This is a genomic window from Vreelandella sp. EE27 (assembly GCF_968206495.1).
Map to the genome: position 1 here is coordinate 2,166,928 of NZ_OZ309109.1, position 14,606 is coordinate 2,181,533.

12 protein-coding genes are annotated in these 14,606 nt (G+C 61.2%); 1 reads left to right on the forward strand and 11 read right to left on the reverse strand.

All coding sequences use genetic code 11. The annotated features are described in order from the left end of the window. Positions 1–4: 4 nt before the first annotated feature. The 4 genes from ACWHVV_RS10410 to ACWHVV_RS10425 all read right to left on the reverse strand — a co-directional run bounded on the left by ACWHVV_RS10410 (position 5) and on the right by ACWHVV_RS10425 (position 5,489). Positions 5–952, reverse strand: a complete 948-nt coding sequence (locus tag ACWHVV_RS10410; RefSeq protein ID WP_447929138.1) for a Nudix family hydrolase — start codon at positions 950–952, stop codon at positions 5–7. Between the two features lie 103 nt (positions 953–1,055). After that, positions 1,056–2,276: a bifunctional glutamate N-acetyltransferase/amino-acid acetyltransferase ArgJ gene (argJ, locus tag ACWHVV_RS10415; RefSeq protein ID WP_447926186.1), complete on the reverse strand. Its 1,221-nt coding sequence runs from the start codon at positions 2,274–2,276 to the stop codon at positions 1,056–1,058. Between the two features lie 49 nt (positions 2,277–2,325). Further along, positions 2,326–5,058, reverse strand: coding sequence for a preprotein translocase subunit SecA (gene secA, locus ACWHVV_RS10420; protein ID WP_447926187.1), 2,733 nt, complete (start codon positions 5,056–5,058; stop codon positions 2,326–2,328). A 74-nt stretch (positions 5,059–5,132) separates the two neighbouring features. Then, positions 5,133–5,489, reverse strand: coding sequence for a hypothetical protein (locus ACWHVV_RS10425; protein ID WP_447926188.1), 357 nt, complete (start codon positions 5,487–5,489; stop codon positions 5,133–5,135). Between the two features lie 92 nt (positions 5,490–5,581). On the opposite strand from ACWHVV_RS10425, the gene ACWHVV_RS10430 reads away from it, so the two are divergent. Next, positions 5,582–6,052, forward strand: a complete 471-nt coding sequence (locus tag ACWHVV_RS10430) for a DUF721 domain-containing protein (protein WP_447926189.1) — start codon at positions 5,582–5,584, stop codon at positions 6,050–6,052. 102 nt (positions 6,053–6,154) lie between these two features. Here ACWHVV_RS10430 and lpxC read toward each other — a convergent pair whose 3' ends face one another. The 7 genes from lpxC to murG all read right to left on the reverse strand — a co-directional run bounded on the left by lpxC (position 6,155) and on the right by murG (position 14,601). Further along, positions 6,155–7,066, reverse strand: a complete 912-nt coding sequence (gene lpxC / locus ACWHVV_RS10435; RefSeq protein ID WP_447529009.1) for a UDP-3-O-acyl-N-acetylglucosamine deacetylase — start codon at positions 7,064–7,066, stop codon at positions 6,155–6,157. Between the two features lie 155 nt (positions 7,067–7,221). After that, positions 7,222–8,400, reverse strand: coding sequence for a cell division protein FtsZ (gene ftsZ, locus ACWHVV_RS10440; protein WP_447529010.1), 1,179 nt, complete (start codon positions 8,398–8,400; stop codon positions 7,222–7,224). A gap of 34 nt (positions 8,401–8,434) precedes the next feature. Beyond that, positions 8,435–9,724 carry a cell division protein FtsA gene (gene ftsA, locus ACWHVV_RS10445; RefSeq protein WP_447529011.1) on the reverse strand — a complete coding sequence of 430 codons (1,290 nt, stop codon included), beginning with the start codon at positions 9,722–9,724 and terminating at the stop codon, positions 8,435–8,437. 636 nt (positions 9,725–10,360) lie between these two features. Then, positions 10,361–11,074, reverse strand: coding sequence for a cell division protein FtsQ/DivIB (locus tag ACWHVV_RS10450; protein WP_447926190.1), 714 nt, complete (start codon positions 11,072–11,074; stop codon positions 10,361–10,363). 37 nt (positions 11,075–11,111) lie between these two features. Beyond that, entirely contained in the window at positions 11,112–12,041 is a 930-nt protein-coding gene (locus ACWHVV_RS10455) for a D-alanine--D-alanine ligase (RefSeq protein WP_447926191.1), read from the reverse strand. Continuing rightward, a complete protein-coding gene (gene murC, locus ACWHVV_RS10460) occupies positions 12,038–13,450 on the reverse strand; it encodes a UDP-N-acetylmuramate--L-alanine ligase (RefSeq protein ID WP_447896163.1) in 1,413 nt (470 codons plus the stop codon). Before murC ends, ACWHVV_RS10455 begins: the two co-directional genes overlap by 4 nt. Positions 13,451–13,503: 53 nt before the next feature. Beyond that, on the reverse strand, positions 13,504–14,601 hold the full coding sequence (gene murG, locus ACWHVV_RS10465) for an undecaprenyldiphospho-muramoylpentapeptide beta-N-acetylglucosaminyltransferase (protein WP_447926192.1): 1,098 nt from the start codon (positions 14,599–14,601) through the stop codon (positions 13,504–13,506). Positions 14,602–14,606 lie beyond the last annotated feature (5 nt).

Sequence of the window (14,606 nt, forward strand, 5' to 3'; positions counted from 1 at the left end):
GTAGCTACTTCCAGAAATCGCGAATCGACGCGATGCCCTGGGCGCCAACCGCGCGCGCGTGATTGGCGTCAAAGCGGGTCATGCCACCGAGGGCGAAAACCGGCATGCCGGCATGCTCGACCAGCTGCTGAAAGTCGTGCCAGCCCATGGGCGCGACATCCGGATGCGAAGGCGTCGTGCGAAGCGGCGAAAGGGTAACGAAGTCGCAGCCCAGGCCTCGCGCCTTGTCGAGCTGCTCCTCGTCGTGGGTCGATGCCGAAAGCCACTTGCCCTCGGCAATGGGACGGCGCTCCAGCTCCATCAGGCGCTGGCTGGTCAGATGAATACCATCGGCCTCCACCTGCTCCAAAATATCCGGCTCGCCGTTGAGCAACAGCCTGGCGCCGAATTCGCGGCAAAGCGCCAGTGCCTTCTCGGCGCGCTTGAGATAAGCATCGCGTTCGAGCCCCTTGGCCCGCAGTTGGACCAAACGCACGCCGTCTTCGTCGAGGGCGCGGCGCAACAGCGCCTCGAAGCGCTCATCGTCGGGCTCCTCCCCGGTGATCAGATACTCCTTGGGCAGCATGACCGCGCGCAAGATCGGCAGGTTAGCCGCCGGGAAGGGGTAGCCGGCCAGGTCTTCCATCGCGACCCAGCGCACCGCCTGGCCTTCACGCCCGAAAGGCTCGCCGGCAAACTCATGCACCAGCCAAACATCGAGCAGGATATGTTTGTCGCTGTACTCGTGATGAACGCGAATGAGCGGCTGGGCACGGCGGATCTCGACGCCAAGCTCCTCGTGAAGCTCGCGCTTGAGCCCTTCAAGACCGGTTTCGTAAGGTGCCAGCTTGCCCCCGGGAAACTCCCATAGACCGCCGTGATCCACGTTGGAAGGCCGGCGGGCGATCAACACATGCTTCTTGTCCGCGCTAACGATGGCGGCCGCGGCGACGTGAACCCGTCGTTTTACCATTACATTCATTACGTGTTTTCCACATTGGAGCGCTATGACATCGCGTAGCGCTTAACTGCACAGGACTAAACTTTACTATAAACGCTACTCGACCAGGCGCCGGCTAGCTTCGATAGTCGGCGTTGATCGATACGTAATCGTGGGAAAGATCCGAGGTCCACACCGTGGCGCGGGCATCGCCCCGCCCGAGCTGGATACGGATCGTGATCTCTTCTTCGGCCATCACGCGGCTACCCTCGGCTTCCGAGTAGCTCGCCGCTCGGCCGCCGTGTTCGACCAGCCGGACATCGCCCAGGTCGATCACCACCCGGCTGACATCGAAGGCCTCGACCGGCGCGCGGCCAACGGCGGCCAGAATACGCCCCCAGTTGGCGTCGCAGGCATACAGCGCGGTTTTCACTAGCGGCGAATGGGCCACGGTAAAGGCGACGTCTCGCGCCTCCTTGACGCTCTCAGCGCCGTCCACCTCGAGGGTGACGAACTTGGTGGCGCCTTCACCGTCGCGGATGATCGACTGCGCAAGCCGGGTCATTACCTGGCCAAGCGCTTGCTTGAATACCGCGATCTGCTCATCGGTTTCCACCCGTACGCCGGTGTTGGTGGCGGCCAGCATACAGGCATCGTTGGTCGAGGTGTCGCTATCCACGGTAATCGCGTTGAAGGATTCATCCACGGTTTCGCGCAGAAGCCGGGCCAGCAGGGGCTGCTCGATGCTCGCATCGGTGACCACGAAGCCCAGCATGGTCGCCATGTTGGGCTTGATCATGCCCGAGCCTTTGGTGATCCCATTGATGTTAAAGGCTTGGCCGTCGATCTCTGCGGTCACCGTGGCGCCTTTAGCGCGGGTGTCGGTGGTTAAAATCCCCTCCCCGGCCAATGCCCAGGCCTCGGGGCCATCGTCCAGCGCCTGGAAGGCGGCGGGAAGACCGGCCAACAGGCGCTCCATGGGCAGCGGCTCGCCAATCACGCCGGTCGAAAACGGCAGTACTTGGTGTTTAAAAACGCCGGCCTGATCCGCCAGCGCCTGGCAGGTCTGGTACGCGTCTTTGATACCCGCTTCACCGGTGCCCGCATTGGCGTTGCCGGTATTGATGACCCAGTAGCGTGGCACCACGCTTTCATCCTGCAAATGCGCCTTTGCCGCCATCACCGGCGCGGCGCAAAATGCATTTTGGGTAAACACCCCCGCCATGGTGGCGGTACCGGGCAGCTCGATGACGACGAGATCACGGCGCTGGGGCTTTTTTATCCCCGCCATGGCAGACCCAAGCCGCACCCCCTCGAGGGGCGGCATTTGTGGAAACGGATAGTGACCCACCGCCATGCTCTTCTCCTTTAACGTAAACCGATTCTCGCCTTAAACCGAGAGCGGGCTATTGAAGCTTGCCGCAGCACTGCTTGTATTTTTTACCCGACCCGCAGATACACGGATCGTTGCGCCCGACCTTCGGCCCTTCGCGGCGCTGGGGCTGGGCTTCGGCGCCGGCGGTAGCAGGTGCCACCGCTTCGCTGGCTTGCTCCGGTACTTGCTGGGCCTCGGAAGCGGCGGCCTTTTCCCGGGCGGCGTCTTCGCGGCGCTTCTGCTCGAGGGCATCCACCTCTTCGGGCTGGCGCACCTGAACGTGGCTCAAAATCCGCGTGACGTCCGCCTTGATGTTGGTCAGCAGATGCTGGAAAAGCTCGAACGCTTCGCGCTTGTACTCCTGCTTGGGGTTTTTCTGGGCGTAGCCGCGCAGGTGAATACCCCGGCGCAGGTGATCCATCGACTGAAGGTGCTCTTTCCAGCGGGTATCGAGCACCTGCAGCATGACCTGCTTCTCGAAGCGCTGAATGAGCGCCTGGCCGGCGGCGGCGATTTTGGCGTCATACGCTTCGCGGTGCATGGTTTGCAGGCGCTCTCTGAGCTTCTCTTCGCTGAAGCGCTCGTCCTCCTCTGCCCACTGGGTGACCGGCGCATCGAGGTTGAACTCGGTTTTCAGGTGCGCTTCGAGTCCGGCCAGGTCCCACTGCTCCGCCAGGCTCTGGGGCGGCACGAAGTCGCTGATGGTGCTTTCCATGACCTCTTCGCGAATACCGATCACGGCTTCGGAAACGTCGTTGGAACCCAATACGTCGTTACGCTGCTCGTAGATCACGCGGCGCTGGTCGTTGGCCACGTCGTCATACTCAAGAAGCTGCTTACGAATATCGAAGTTACGCCCTTCGACCTTCTTCTGGGCGCGCTCGACGGCGTTCGAGACCATCTTGTGCTCGATCGCCTCGCCGCGCTCGAGTCCCAACGCCTGCATCAAACGTTTGACCCGGTCCGAGCCGAACAGGCGCATCAGGCTGTCTTCCAAAGACAGGAAGAAGCGCGTGGAGCCCGGGTCGCCCTGACGACCGGCCCGGCCGCGCAGCTGGTTATCGATACGCCGGGACTCGTGGCGCTCGGAGCCGATCACGTGAAGGCCGCCGGCCTCGAGCACCGCGTCGTGGCGCTTTTGCCACTCGGCCTTGAGCTCGGCAATTTGGGCATCGCTTGGGTTGTCGAGCTTGGCGGCATCGGCTTCCCAGTTACCGCCGAGCACGATATCGGTACCGCGGCCCGCCATATTGGTGGCGATCGTGACCGCCCCCGGACGACCCGCTTGGGCGATGATTTCGGCTTCGCTCTGGTGCTGTTTCGCGTTGAGCACGCTGAACTCGACGCCCGCCTCGAGCATCAGCTTGGCAAGATACTCCGAGGTTTCGATCGAGGCGGTACCTACCAGCACCGGGCGTCCGGCTTCGGTCACGGCCTGAACGTCTTTGATGATCGCTTCGAACTTCTCTTCGCCGCTCAGGTAGACAAGGTCGTTGAGATCCTTACGCGCCAGCGGCCGGTTGGTGGGAATCACCACCACATCGAGGCCATAGATCTGACGGAATTCGAAGGCTTCGGTATCGGCGGTGCCGGTCATCCCCGCCAGCTTATCGTACAAACGGAAGTAGTTCTGGAAGGTCGTGGAGGCAAGCGTCTGGCTTTCGCGCTGGACCGTCACCCCCTCTTTGGCTTCCACCGCCTGGTGCAAGCCTTCCGACCAGCGCCGCCCGGGCATGCTGCGCCCGGTGTGTTCGTCGACGATCACCACCTGCCCTTCGACGACGATATAGTCCACATCGCGCTGGTACAGGTAGCGCGCGCGAAGCGCCGAGTGCACGTGCTGCAACAGGTTCAGGTTCTGCGCGGCGTAGAGCGAGTCGTTTTCGCCCAAAAGCTCCTGGGCGCGCATCATCTCTTCGACCTTGTTGTGACCCTGCTCGGTGAGCTCGACCTGCTTTTGCTTCTCGTCGAGCACGAAATCGCCGCTCACCGGCGTCTCGTCGTCTTCGCTCACCTCGCCACGCTCGAGCTGCTGGGCCAGACCATTGACCACATTATAAAGCTCGGTGTTTTCGTCCACCGCGCCGGAGATGATCAGCGGCGTGCGCGCCTCGTCGATCAAAATCGAGTCGACCTCGTCGACGATGGCGAAGTGCAGATCGCGCTGTACCTTCTCGTCGAGGGAGAACGCCATGTTGTCGCGCAGGTAATCAAAGCCGAACTCGTTGTTGGTACCGTAGGTGATATCGCAGCCGTAGGCGTGGCGCTTCTCGTCACCGGTTTGCCCGGAGAAAATGACGCCCACGGTGAGCCCCAGGAATTCATACAGTGGGCGCATCCACTCGGCGTCGCGGCGGGCCAGGTAGTCGTTGACCGTGACCACGTGCACGCCCTTGGCGGGTAGCGCGTTCAGGTAAACCGCCAGCGTCGCGACCAGGGTTTTACCCTCGCCGGTTTTCATTTCGGCGATGCGCCCGCTGTGCAGCGTCATACCCCCGACCATCTGTACATCGAAGTGGCGCATGCCCATGACGCGCTTGCTCGCCTCGCGCACGACGGAAAACGCCTGGGGTAGAAGCTTGTCCAGCGACTCGCCGGACTCGAGACGGGTGCGTAGCTCGCCGGTCTTTGCCTGAAGCCCGGCGTCGTCAAGCGCCTCGATTTCGGCTTCCAGCTTGTTGACGTCCAGGACGCTTTTTTTCATGCGCTTTACGTCGCGGTCGTTTTTCGAACCAATGGCCTTGCGCAGTAGTGTATTAATCATGAACCTTCCAAAATCATTTCAAGCGCACCCGCGGGGCACCCTGTTAAATAAAACGGCGAAAAAAAGAGTGACAGCTACTGGTGGGGCGGTCCGCGCTGGGTCAGGACGTCTTGAGCGGCGACCTTATAAAGCGTGATAAACGAGGTATCCCAAAGCCGTTTACAAAACCGTACGGCGGGGGCTTTGATGCGACAAACCAGGTGTCGGACGCGGCGCTTGATCGCGATACGCCGGGACTGGGCACGCAAGATGGCGGGCACCCAGAGGCATACCAAAACCGCGCGCTCACCACGGCTGGCACCGCTTGCGGGCGAAAGGCCCACCGGGAGCAGGCAGCTTACCAAAAGCCCGGCCAGCCACCAGCGCGCCAGCCCACAGCGGCGAGCGCGCCCTGGGGCGGTCAAAGTGGCTGGCGCGGCGTTAAGCGGCATGCTGGGTGTCGGCTCCTGAGCGTGGTAGGCTCTTTGTCTTACGCCGGGCTGAAGCCGCGGGCGTATCGAATCGGTTCTATGGAATTAAGCGTATGAGTATAAAGGTTAAGCGTTCTCGCGCACAGCCCATCAACCAGGTACTTGCAAGCTCGTCCGAGGTAAGCAACCTGCTGCGCCAATCGCGCATGATCGACCAGGCCCAGCGTCATCTTCGCGCCCATCTACCCGAGGAGATGCGCGAGCATATCTTTGTCGGCGGCTTCAGCAATGCGCGGCTCACGCTGATCAGCGGCCAGGCCAGCTGGCTTGCATGGCTTCGATTCGAGCAAAGTCGGCTACTCGAACTGCTCCACCAGTTGCCGGGCTTCGAGGCCGTTACCGGCTTTCATTTCAAGGTGCGCCCGGTACGCCCGATTACCGCACCGACCCGTAACACTCGCGCGCTTTCCCAAAGCGCCGGTGAAACGCTTGCCCAGTGCGCCGAGGACACTCGCGATGCACGCCTCAAAGGCGCGCTGGAGCGCCTGGCCTCCCACGCCAAAGGTAAAAATAACCCCAAATAAACGCATAAAGCACCGCAAGCGGTGCTTTATAAATGGGGTAAGGTAGGTTTTTTTCAACCGCCCACCCCGGATTACTTTGGGCCTGTGCTTCTGCCCGACACCTCAGGCCATGGCCGGTGCAGCGTAGGAGATCGGTGCGACGTCTTTCTCGTCTTCGAACGTCACGATCTCGAAAGACTCGGGCTGGGCCAGCAGCTCGCGACAAAGCTGATTGTTGAGCGCGTGACCGGATTTGATGCCACGGAACTCGCCAATCAAACTAAAGCCAAGCTGGTAAAGATCACCGATAGCGTCGAGCACCTTGTGCTTGACGAACTCATCTTCGTAGCGCAGCCCGCCCTCGTTCACGATGCGGTAATCATCGACCACGATAGCGTTGTCGAGGCTTCCGCCCAGCGCCAGATTATTGGAGCGCAAAAACTCCAGATCGCGCATGAAACCGAAGGTGCGCGCCCGCGAGACTTCCTTGACGAAGGAGGTCGTCGAGAAGTCGATCAAAGCGTGCTGGTTTTGCTGCTCGAACACCGGGTGATCGAAGTCGATCGAAAACGATACTTTAAAGCCCTGATAGGGCAGAAAAACCGCTTCCTTGTCGCCGTCACTCACCGCGATGCGCTGCTTGATGCGAATGAATTTCTTGGGCGCATCCTGCTCCAGAATCCCCGCCGACTGAATCAGAAAGACAAAGGGGCTGGCGCTGCCATCCATGATGGGTACTTCCGCGGCGCTGATATCCACGTAGGCGTTGTCGATTCCAAGGCCTGCAAACGCAGACATCAGATGCTCGACCGTCGCCACTTTGACACCCTCGAAGGAGAGCGCGGTGCAAAGCCGCGTGTCTTCCACGAGCTCGGCGCGAGCAGGAACGTGTACCACGGGGTCCAGATCGGTTCTGACAAACACTATCCCTGTGTTTGCGGGTGCCGGTCGCAAAGCCAAATGGACTTTTTTACCCGAGTGCAGACCCACTCCGGTAGCGCGAATGACATTTTGTAATGTGCGTTGTCTGATCATGGGCGTGGTAGAACTCTAAAAACGGCGCCGCGCGGCAAAAGACCGGCGCGCCGAGGGAAAGAAAGGTTATCGAACAGTGTTTACTTTAACAGTAAACGAGCGTTTTAACCAATAGGTCGTGGTTAAAACGCTCGCTCTGAGGGCACTGTCGTGAATCAATCCGCCTGGCGGCGTAGAAACGCGGGAATATCCAGGTAGTCGTCGGATTCGGCCGAACGGCGCTTTTCCGGGCGCGGCTTGGGCGACGATTCCTGAGCTTCAGCGCGCGCCGCCGACTGCTGACGCGTCACGGTGGGCTGCTGCATTTTACGATAGTCCGCCGGCTCCGCTGCGGCGCGGCGCGTGGCCGGCTCTCGAACGGCCTGCTTGGGCTTGTTGCCATCGAGCCCCGCAGCCACCACGGTCACGCGCAGCTCGTCGGACATCTCCATGTCGATCGAGGTGCCGACCACGATCGTCGCTTCCTGAGAAGCAAACTCTTGAACCGTGGCACCCACATCGTTGAACTCGCCGATGGAGAGATCCGGGCCGGCGGTGATGTTGACCAGAATGCCGCGAGCGCCGTGCAGGTCGATATCTTCCAGCAGCGGGCTGCGAATCGCTTTTTCCGCGGCTTCGCGAGCACGGTTTTCGCCGGTGGCGCCACCGGTGCCCATCATCGCCATGCCCATTTCGGACATCACGGTGCGCACGTCGGCAAAGTCGACGTTGATGATACCAGGGCTTGTGATCAGCTCCGCAATACCCTGAACCGCGCCGAGCAGCACGTCGTTGGCGGCGCTAAAGGCGGTCAACAGCGTAGCGTTTTTACCCAGTACGGATAAAAGCTTCTCGTTGGGAATGGTGATCAGAGAGTCGACGTGCTCGGAGAGCTCTTTCATGCCCTCTTCCGCCGCGCGCATGCGCTTGGGCCCTTCGAACGGGAACGGGCGCGTGACCACGGCCACCGTTAGAATACCCAGCTCCTTGGCGACCTGAGCCACTACCGGCGCACCGCCAGTACCGGTGCCACCGCCCATACCAGCGGTAATGAACACCATATCGGCGCCGTCCAGAAGCTCAGCGATACGCTCGCGATCTTCCATGGCCGCCTGGCGCCCCACCTCGGGGTTCGCACCGGCGCCCAGGCCTTTGGTGATCTCGCCACCCAGCTGTAACACCGTTTTAGCCGATACGCGCTTGAGCGCCTGAGCGTCGGTATTGGCACAGATGAATTCAACACCTTCGATGTTGCTTTCCACCATGTGGTTGACCGCGTTACCGCCGCCGCCGCCAACACCGACTACTTTAATGACCGCACTGCTCGAGGGTGCGTTATCTACCAATTCGAACATAAGCCCCGTCTCCTGAACCGCGCTTGCGGCCCTGTCAGAAATTTCCTTTGAACCAGCCTTTGATTTTCGCTAGCGCCGAATGACCATCCCTGCTATCACGCTGAACGAGCTCACCGCGCGCTTTGTGCGCCGTGCTGACTCGCCCATGGCTCTCCAGACCTTGTCCGTGACGTGCCTCTTGTAGTGCGTAATGCAAAAGGCCAACGCCTGTCGCATAGATGGGGTTGCGCACCACATCCGCCAGCCCGCGCACGTTTTGCGGACAGGCGATGCGTACCGGCATGTGGAAGATTTCTTCCGCCAGCTCGCTCACCCCTTCCATACGCGAAGTGCCGCCGGTGAGTACCACTCCGGCGGCCACCATGTCTTCATAGCCACTGCGGCGTAATTCATCGCGTACCAGCGTAAAGAGCTCTTCGTAGCGCGGCTCGACCACTTCCGCCAACGCCTGGCGGGATAGGTCGCGCGATGCGCGGTCCCCAACGCTTGGTACCTTGATCATTTCATCGCTTGCGGCCAGCTGGGTCAGCGCGCAAGCGTACTTCACCTTGATCTCTTCAGCATGCTGGGTCGGTGTACGCAGCGCCATCGCAATATCGTTGGTCACCTGGTCACCGGCGATGGGAATGACCGCCGTGTGGCGTATCGCGCCTTCGCTGAATATGGCCATATCGGTCGTGCCCCCACCGATATCGACCATGCACACCCCAAGTTCGCGCTCGTCTTCGGTGAGCACCGCCATACTGGATGCCAGCTGCTCCAGGATGATGGCATCCACGTCAAGCCCGCAGCGGCGGACACACTTTTCGATATTTTGTACCGCGTTCAAGGCCGCGGTGACCAGGTGCACCTGAGCCTCCAGACGCACGCCCGACATTCCCAGGGGTTCGCGAATGCCGCCCTGGGCGTCGATGGAGAATTCCTGAGGCAGCACGTGCAGCACGCGCTGGCCTTCGGAAACGGCCCGGGCGCGGGCGGAGTCGATAACACGATCAATATCAGACGGGGTGACTTCACGCTCTTTAATCGCCACCACACCGTCTGAATTCATCGAGCTAATGTGACTGCCGGCAACGCCTACGTACACCGAATGGATGTCGCAGCCGGCCATGAGTTCCGCCTCTTCGACCGCGCGTTGAATCGACTGGACCGTCGATTCGATATTGATCACAACGCCACGCTTCATCCCTCTTGAAGGATGAGAGCCTATACCCGCAATCTCGATTCCACCGTCATCGGTGGGTTGACCGACTATCGCGACGACCTTGGACGTTCCGATGTCCAGCCCGACAACCATATTGGATGCATTGGGTGAGCCTGCCATGAGTCGGGTGATCTCCTTATAGTGATCCTGTAAACGATAGGCGGTTGATGGTCGACAACCGCCTATCCACACATTTGACTGTCATTGATAGCCGTTAGCCGACTATTCTCGACGAACTATTTGCACGAACTATCCGCAACGAACTATCTGCGACGAACTATCTGCAACGTACTTTATTTCCCAGCACACTTTATTTCTCGGCGTACTTCATTCTCACAACGAATCATCTTCGAATCGGCGCTTTAAAGTGACATTATTGACTCAGCGCCTTTTGCCAAATCATGCCTGGTGACAGGTCTGTACATGGCGCTTAAAACCTGTATATTTATACACGAGCGTAGTAAAAGCCCGTTTAAAAATATCCAGATAAACAACGAGCACTCAAGCCGTGCTGGCCTCCATGAGGCACTGCCGATCCGTGAATGTTATGCGCTGATCAGATCATGTAACACTAAATCAACACAAATAAATATCAGCGAACAAACCTATCATATAGAAACGATGGCCATTATACGACCAGTCATGCACCACGATAATGGGCTTGGCGGATAATTTAAACCCCATTATCGGGTTTTCCTTGTTGGCAAACGCTCACTTTTACCTTTCAAGCGCCGCTTTATTCATTAAAGCGGCATTTTACTCCTCGCTATCGTCGAAATCGCTCTGCCCGTGCCAGGCGACCGACACCCCGTTGGGGTAGCGAAGATCGATATAGCGAATCTGGTCGCCCTGGCTTGCAAGCTCGCGCTGCCAGGAGGCCGTGAGCCTGGCCAGGCGAATATCGTGCTGGCGTCGACCCAGCATGACCCAGGCGCCGTTATCGAGCTGCAAGCGCCAGGCGCCGCGGGGTTCCAGGCGCAGTTGAGAAAGCGTTAGCGACAGCGTGGCAAAGTGAGGGGTCAGGCGCTGATAGTAGTCGAGCACCTCTTCGCTACTGCCCGCGGGCCCGGCCAGGTCGGGCAGGTCCGGCGGCACCTCGAGCGGTGCGAACGGAAACGGCTCCCCTTGCGGGTTGAGCAAGAAGTCGTCGTTCCAGCGCGCGACCGGGTCCTGCTCGACCAGCTCGAAGACCAGCGCATTGGGCCACTCCCGAGAGATACGCACCTCGAAAAGCCAGCCGATTCCAAGCGCCCGTTCGCGCAGCTCGCCCAGATCCGCCGAAAGCCAGGTCGCGTTTTGCACCAGTGGTGCAAGCTGGGTGCGCAGGTAGTCGGCGCTGACGTAGTCCCACTCGCCGCGAATCGACACCCGCTCGATGGGCCGGTCCAGCCAAAGCCACAGCGCCCGACCGCCCGCACCGAGCAGCAGCGCAAGCAAAATCACGCCCACCCATGCGTTACGCTTTTTCATAAAGCTGTCTTCATAGCACTATCTTCACAGTAGAAGCTCATGCGGGGCCGGCGGTCGCTAATATCTTCATGACCAGCTCGTCGAAGCCGACGCCAGCGTGCGCCGCGGCCTGGGGAACCAGGCTATGATCGGTCATACCGGGCACGGTATTCACTTCGATCAGCCAGAACGTGCCGTCGGCGTCGCGCATCACATCGATCCGCCCCCAGCCCTGCCCGCCCATGGCGCGAAACGCCTTTTGGCAAAGCGCGGCCAGCGCCTGCTCCTCACTCGCGTCCAGCCCACAGGGCAAATGGTAAAGCGTCGTATCGGAGAGGTACTTCGCTTCGTAGTCGTAGAAGCCGCCGGGCACTTCGACACGAATAGCGGGGAGTGCTTCATCCCCCAAAAGCGCCACGGTGTACTCTTCGCCTTCGATGAACCGCTCGGCCATGACCTGAGCGTCGAACCGAGCGGCCTCGGTATAAGCGGCCTTAAGCTGCGCTTCGCTTTTGACGATACTGATCCCAAGCGTCGAGCCTTCGTGCACGGGCTTGACGATCATGGGCAGGCCGAGTGAATCGATGACCGCGCTCCAATTCGCATCGTCGTCTAGCGTGATGCTTTCGGGGGTCGGCAGCCCCTGGGCGCGCCACACCTGCTTGGTGCGCTCTTTATCCATACCCAAAGCCGATGCGAGCACGCCGCTGCCGGTGTAGGGAATGTTCAAAAGCTCGAGCGCGCCCTGGAGCGTACCGTCTTCACCGCCGCGCCCGTGCAGGGCGATGAACACCTGTGAAGGTGCCAGCGCCTCGAGCCCGGCAAGGCCGCCATCGCGTGGGTCATAGCCCGTGGCGTTCACGCCCTGGCGCTTCAGCGCTTCGAGTATGGCTGCTCCGCTTTTCAACGACACCTCGCGCTCGCCGGAGACGCCCCCCAACACGACCACGACGTTATCCAGCGGCGTATTCATTGCTCGTGTACTCATAGCTCAACCTCGTCCAGCACAAGCCTTGCCTTTGCCAGGGCCAGCGAAATACCGCCGATATCGCCGGCGCCCTGGGTGATTAGAATGTCGTCCGGGCGCAGCACCTTTTCCAAAATCGTCGAAAGCTCCTGCTTCTCCTCGACGAACAGCGGGTCGACTTCGCCGCGCTGACGAATCGAGCCGGCAAGCGTTCGTCCTTCCGCGCCGGGAATCACCGCCTCGCCGGCGCTGTAAACGTCCAGCAGCACCAGAGTGTCGACCTGGGAGAGTACGCGCACGAAATCCTCGAACAGATCCCGGGTGCGGCTGTAGCGGTGAGGCTGGTAAAGCATTACCAGGCGCCGCTTGGGCCAACCGGCGCGGACCGCCTTGATCACCATATCGACTTCACGAGGGTGGTGGCCGTAGTCGTCGACCAGCATGACCTCGCCGTCTTGACCCGGCGCCGGGAAGTGGCCATGCACCTGAAAGCGCCGCCCGACGCCGGCAAACCCGGCGAGCCCGGCCAGAATCGCCTCGTCACTCACCCCGGCGTCGGTGGCCACTACGATCGCCGCCATGGCGTTTTGCGCGTTGTGACGGCCAGGCATCGCCAGACGCACCTCGAGCGGCGCGGCGCCGTCCGGGCGCAGCGCGGTAAACGTCACCTCGCCTTCGCGCTGGGTGAAATTCGTGATGCGGTAGTCGGCCTCTTCGTTGAAGCCGTAGGTGACGAACTGGCGCTTGACCTGCTCACAAAGCCCATTGACGTGCGGGTCGTCGGTGCACAGTACCGCCAAACCGTAAAACGGCAAATTGTGTAGAAACTCGATGAAGGTAGTCTTGAGCCGCTCGAAGTCGCCGCCGTAGGTCGCCATATGGTCGGCGTCGATGTTGGTGACGATCGACACCATGGGCTGAAGGTGCAGAAACGAGGCGTCGGACTCGTCGGCCTCGGCCACCAGGTAGTCGCCCTCGCCCAGCCGCGCATTGGCACCGGCGCTGGTCAGCTTACCGCCGATCACGAAGGTCGGGTCGAGCCCGCCTTCGGCCAGCAGCGTGGCGGTCAAACTGGTGGTGGTGGTTTTACCGTGGGTGCCGGCGACGGCGATACCGTGGCGAAAGCGCATCAGCTCGGCCAGCATCTCCGCGCGACGCACCACCGGCACGCGGTGCTCCTGCGCCCAGCGAATTTCCGGATTGGTTTCATCGATCGCGCTGGATACCACCACCACGTCGGCGCCCTCGACGTTTTCCGGCGCGTGGCCCATGAAGACCTTGACGCCGCAACCGCGCAGCCGCTCGGTGACCGTCGAAACTTTCATGTCGCTACCGCTAACCGCGTAGCCCTGGTTGGCCAGCACCTCGGCAATGCCGCACATGCCCGCCCCGCCGATACCCACGAAATGCAGGCGTTTGATTCGCCGCATGCCAGGCCCGGTGGGGGTCACGGATGGGCCTGGCTTGTCGGTCGTTAAATCGGTCACACCGAATCTCCTTGCTTCACTAACGAAAGGCATCCTGCCGCTAAACGCTCGGTGGCGTCCAGGTGCGCCGCCTGGCGCGCGCTCGAGGCCATGCTGGCCAAGGTGTCGTGGGTCAATAGCTCACCCAAAAGCGCCGTCAGCCGCTCTGGGGTCAGCTCCTTTTGCACTACGCAGCGCGCCGCCCCGGCCTGGACCAGCACATCGGCATTGACGCGCTGATGATCGTCCACGGCGAAAGGAAACGGCACCAAAAGGGCCGGTTTCGCCGCCGCGGCAAGTTCGGCCACGGTCAAAGCGCCCGCGCGGCAGACCACCAGATCCGCCCAGTCGTAGGCGGCGGCCATGTCATCGATGAACGCGCTCACCTGGGCCTCGATATCGAGGGAGTGATACGCCTGGCGTGTCGCTTCATCGCGATCCTTGCCCGCCTGGTGCCACACCTCGGGGCGGCTGGCTTCATCCAGCGCCGCTAGCGCCACCGGCAGGCGCTCGTTGAGCGCCACGGCACCCAGCGAGCCGCCGACCACCAGCAACCTGAGCCGGCGCGCGGTGAGCTCGGCGTCTGTGCGCGGCGTTTCACCCAGCACGGCGATCTCGCCGCGTACGGGGTTGCCGATCACCTCGGCGCGAGGACCAAAGGCGTTCTGGAAAGCGGCGTAGGTCTTGTTGGCCAGCCGTGAAAGCACCCGGTTGGTCAGCCCCGCCACGGCGTTTTGCTCGTGAATCACCAGCGGTATACCCGAAAGTTTGGCGGCGAGCCCGCCAGGGCCGCTGGCAAAGCCGCCAAGACCGACGACTACATCGGGCTGGAAGCGTTTGATGACGCGCCGGGCATCGCACACCGCCCGGCTCAAATTGAACGGCGCCTTGAGCCAGCCCGCCATCCCCTTGCCGCGCAGCCCGGCAATGGCCACGGTGTGAAGGGTAATACCGGCCTCGGGCACCAGGCGGTTTTCGATGCCGCGTGGGCTTCCCAGCCACTCTACCGCGACGTTCTGCGCCTGCAGCGCCCGGGCGAGCGACAGCGCAGGAATCACGTGACCGCCGGTACCGCCGGCCATGATCAAAATGCGTCGACGTGTATTCGTCGTCACAAATA

Excerpts from the sequence above, each read along its gene's own strand:
- ACWHVV_RS10410 (WP_447929138.1), bottom strand. The coding sequence starts at position 952 with ATGGTAAAACGACGGGTTCACGTCGCCGCGGCCGCCATCGTTAGCGCG.
- argJ (WP_447926186.1), bottom strand. The coding sequence starts at position 2,276 with ATGGCGGTGGGTCACTATCCGTTTCCACAAATGCCGCCCCTCGAGGGG.
- secA (WP_447926187.1), bottom strand. The coding sequence starts at position 5,058 with ATGATTAATACACTACTGCGCAAGGCCATTGGTTCGAAAAACGACCGC.
- ACWHVV_RS10425 (WP_447926188.1), bottom strand. The coding sequence starts at position 5,489 with ATGCCGCTTAACGCCGCGCCAGCCACTTTGACCGCCCCAGGGCGCGCT.
- ACWHVV_RS10430 (WP_447926189.1), top strand. The coding sequence starts at position 5,582 with ATGAGTATAAAGGTTAAGCGTTCTCGCGCACAGCCCATCAACCAGGTA.
- lpxC (WP_447529009.1), bottom strand. The coding sequence starts at position 7,066 with ATGATCAGACAACGCACATTACAAAATGTCATTCGCGCTACCGGAGTG.
- ftsZ (WP_447529010.1), bottom strand. The coding sequence starts at position 8,400 with ATGTTCGAATTGGTAGATAACGCACCCTCGAGCAGTGCGGTCATTAAA.
- ftsA (WP_447529011.1), bottom strand. The coding sequence starts at position 9,724 with ATGGCAGGCTCACCCAATGCATCCAATATGGTTGTCGGGCTGGACATC.
- ACWHVV_RS10450 (WP_447926190.1), bottom strand. The coding sequence starts at position 11,074 with ATGAAAAAGCGTAACGCATGGGTGGGCGTGATTTTGCTTGCGCTGCTG.
- ACWHVV_RS10455 (WP_447926191.1), bottom strand. The coding sequence starts at position 12,041 with ATGAGTACACGAGCAATGAATACGCCGCTGGATAACGTCGTGGTCGTG.
- murC (WP_447896163.1), bottom strand. The coding sequence starts at position 13,450 with ATGCGGCGAATCAAACGCCTGCATTTCGTGGGTATCGGCGGGGCGGGC.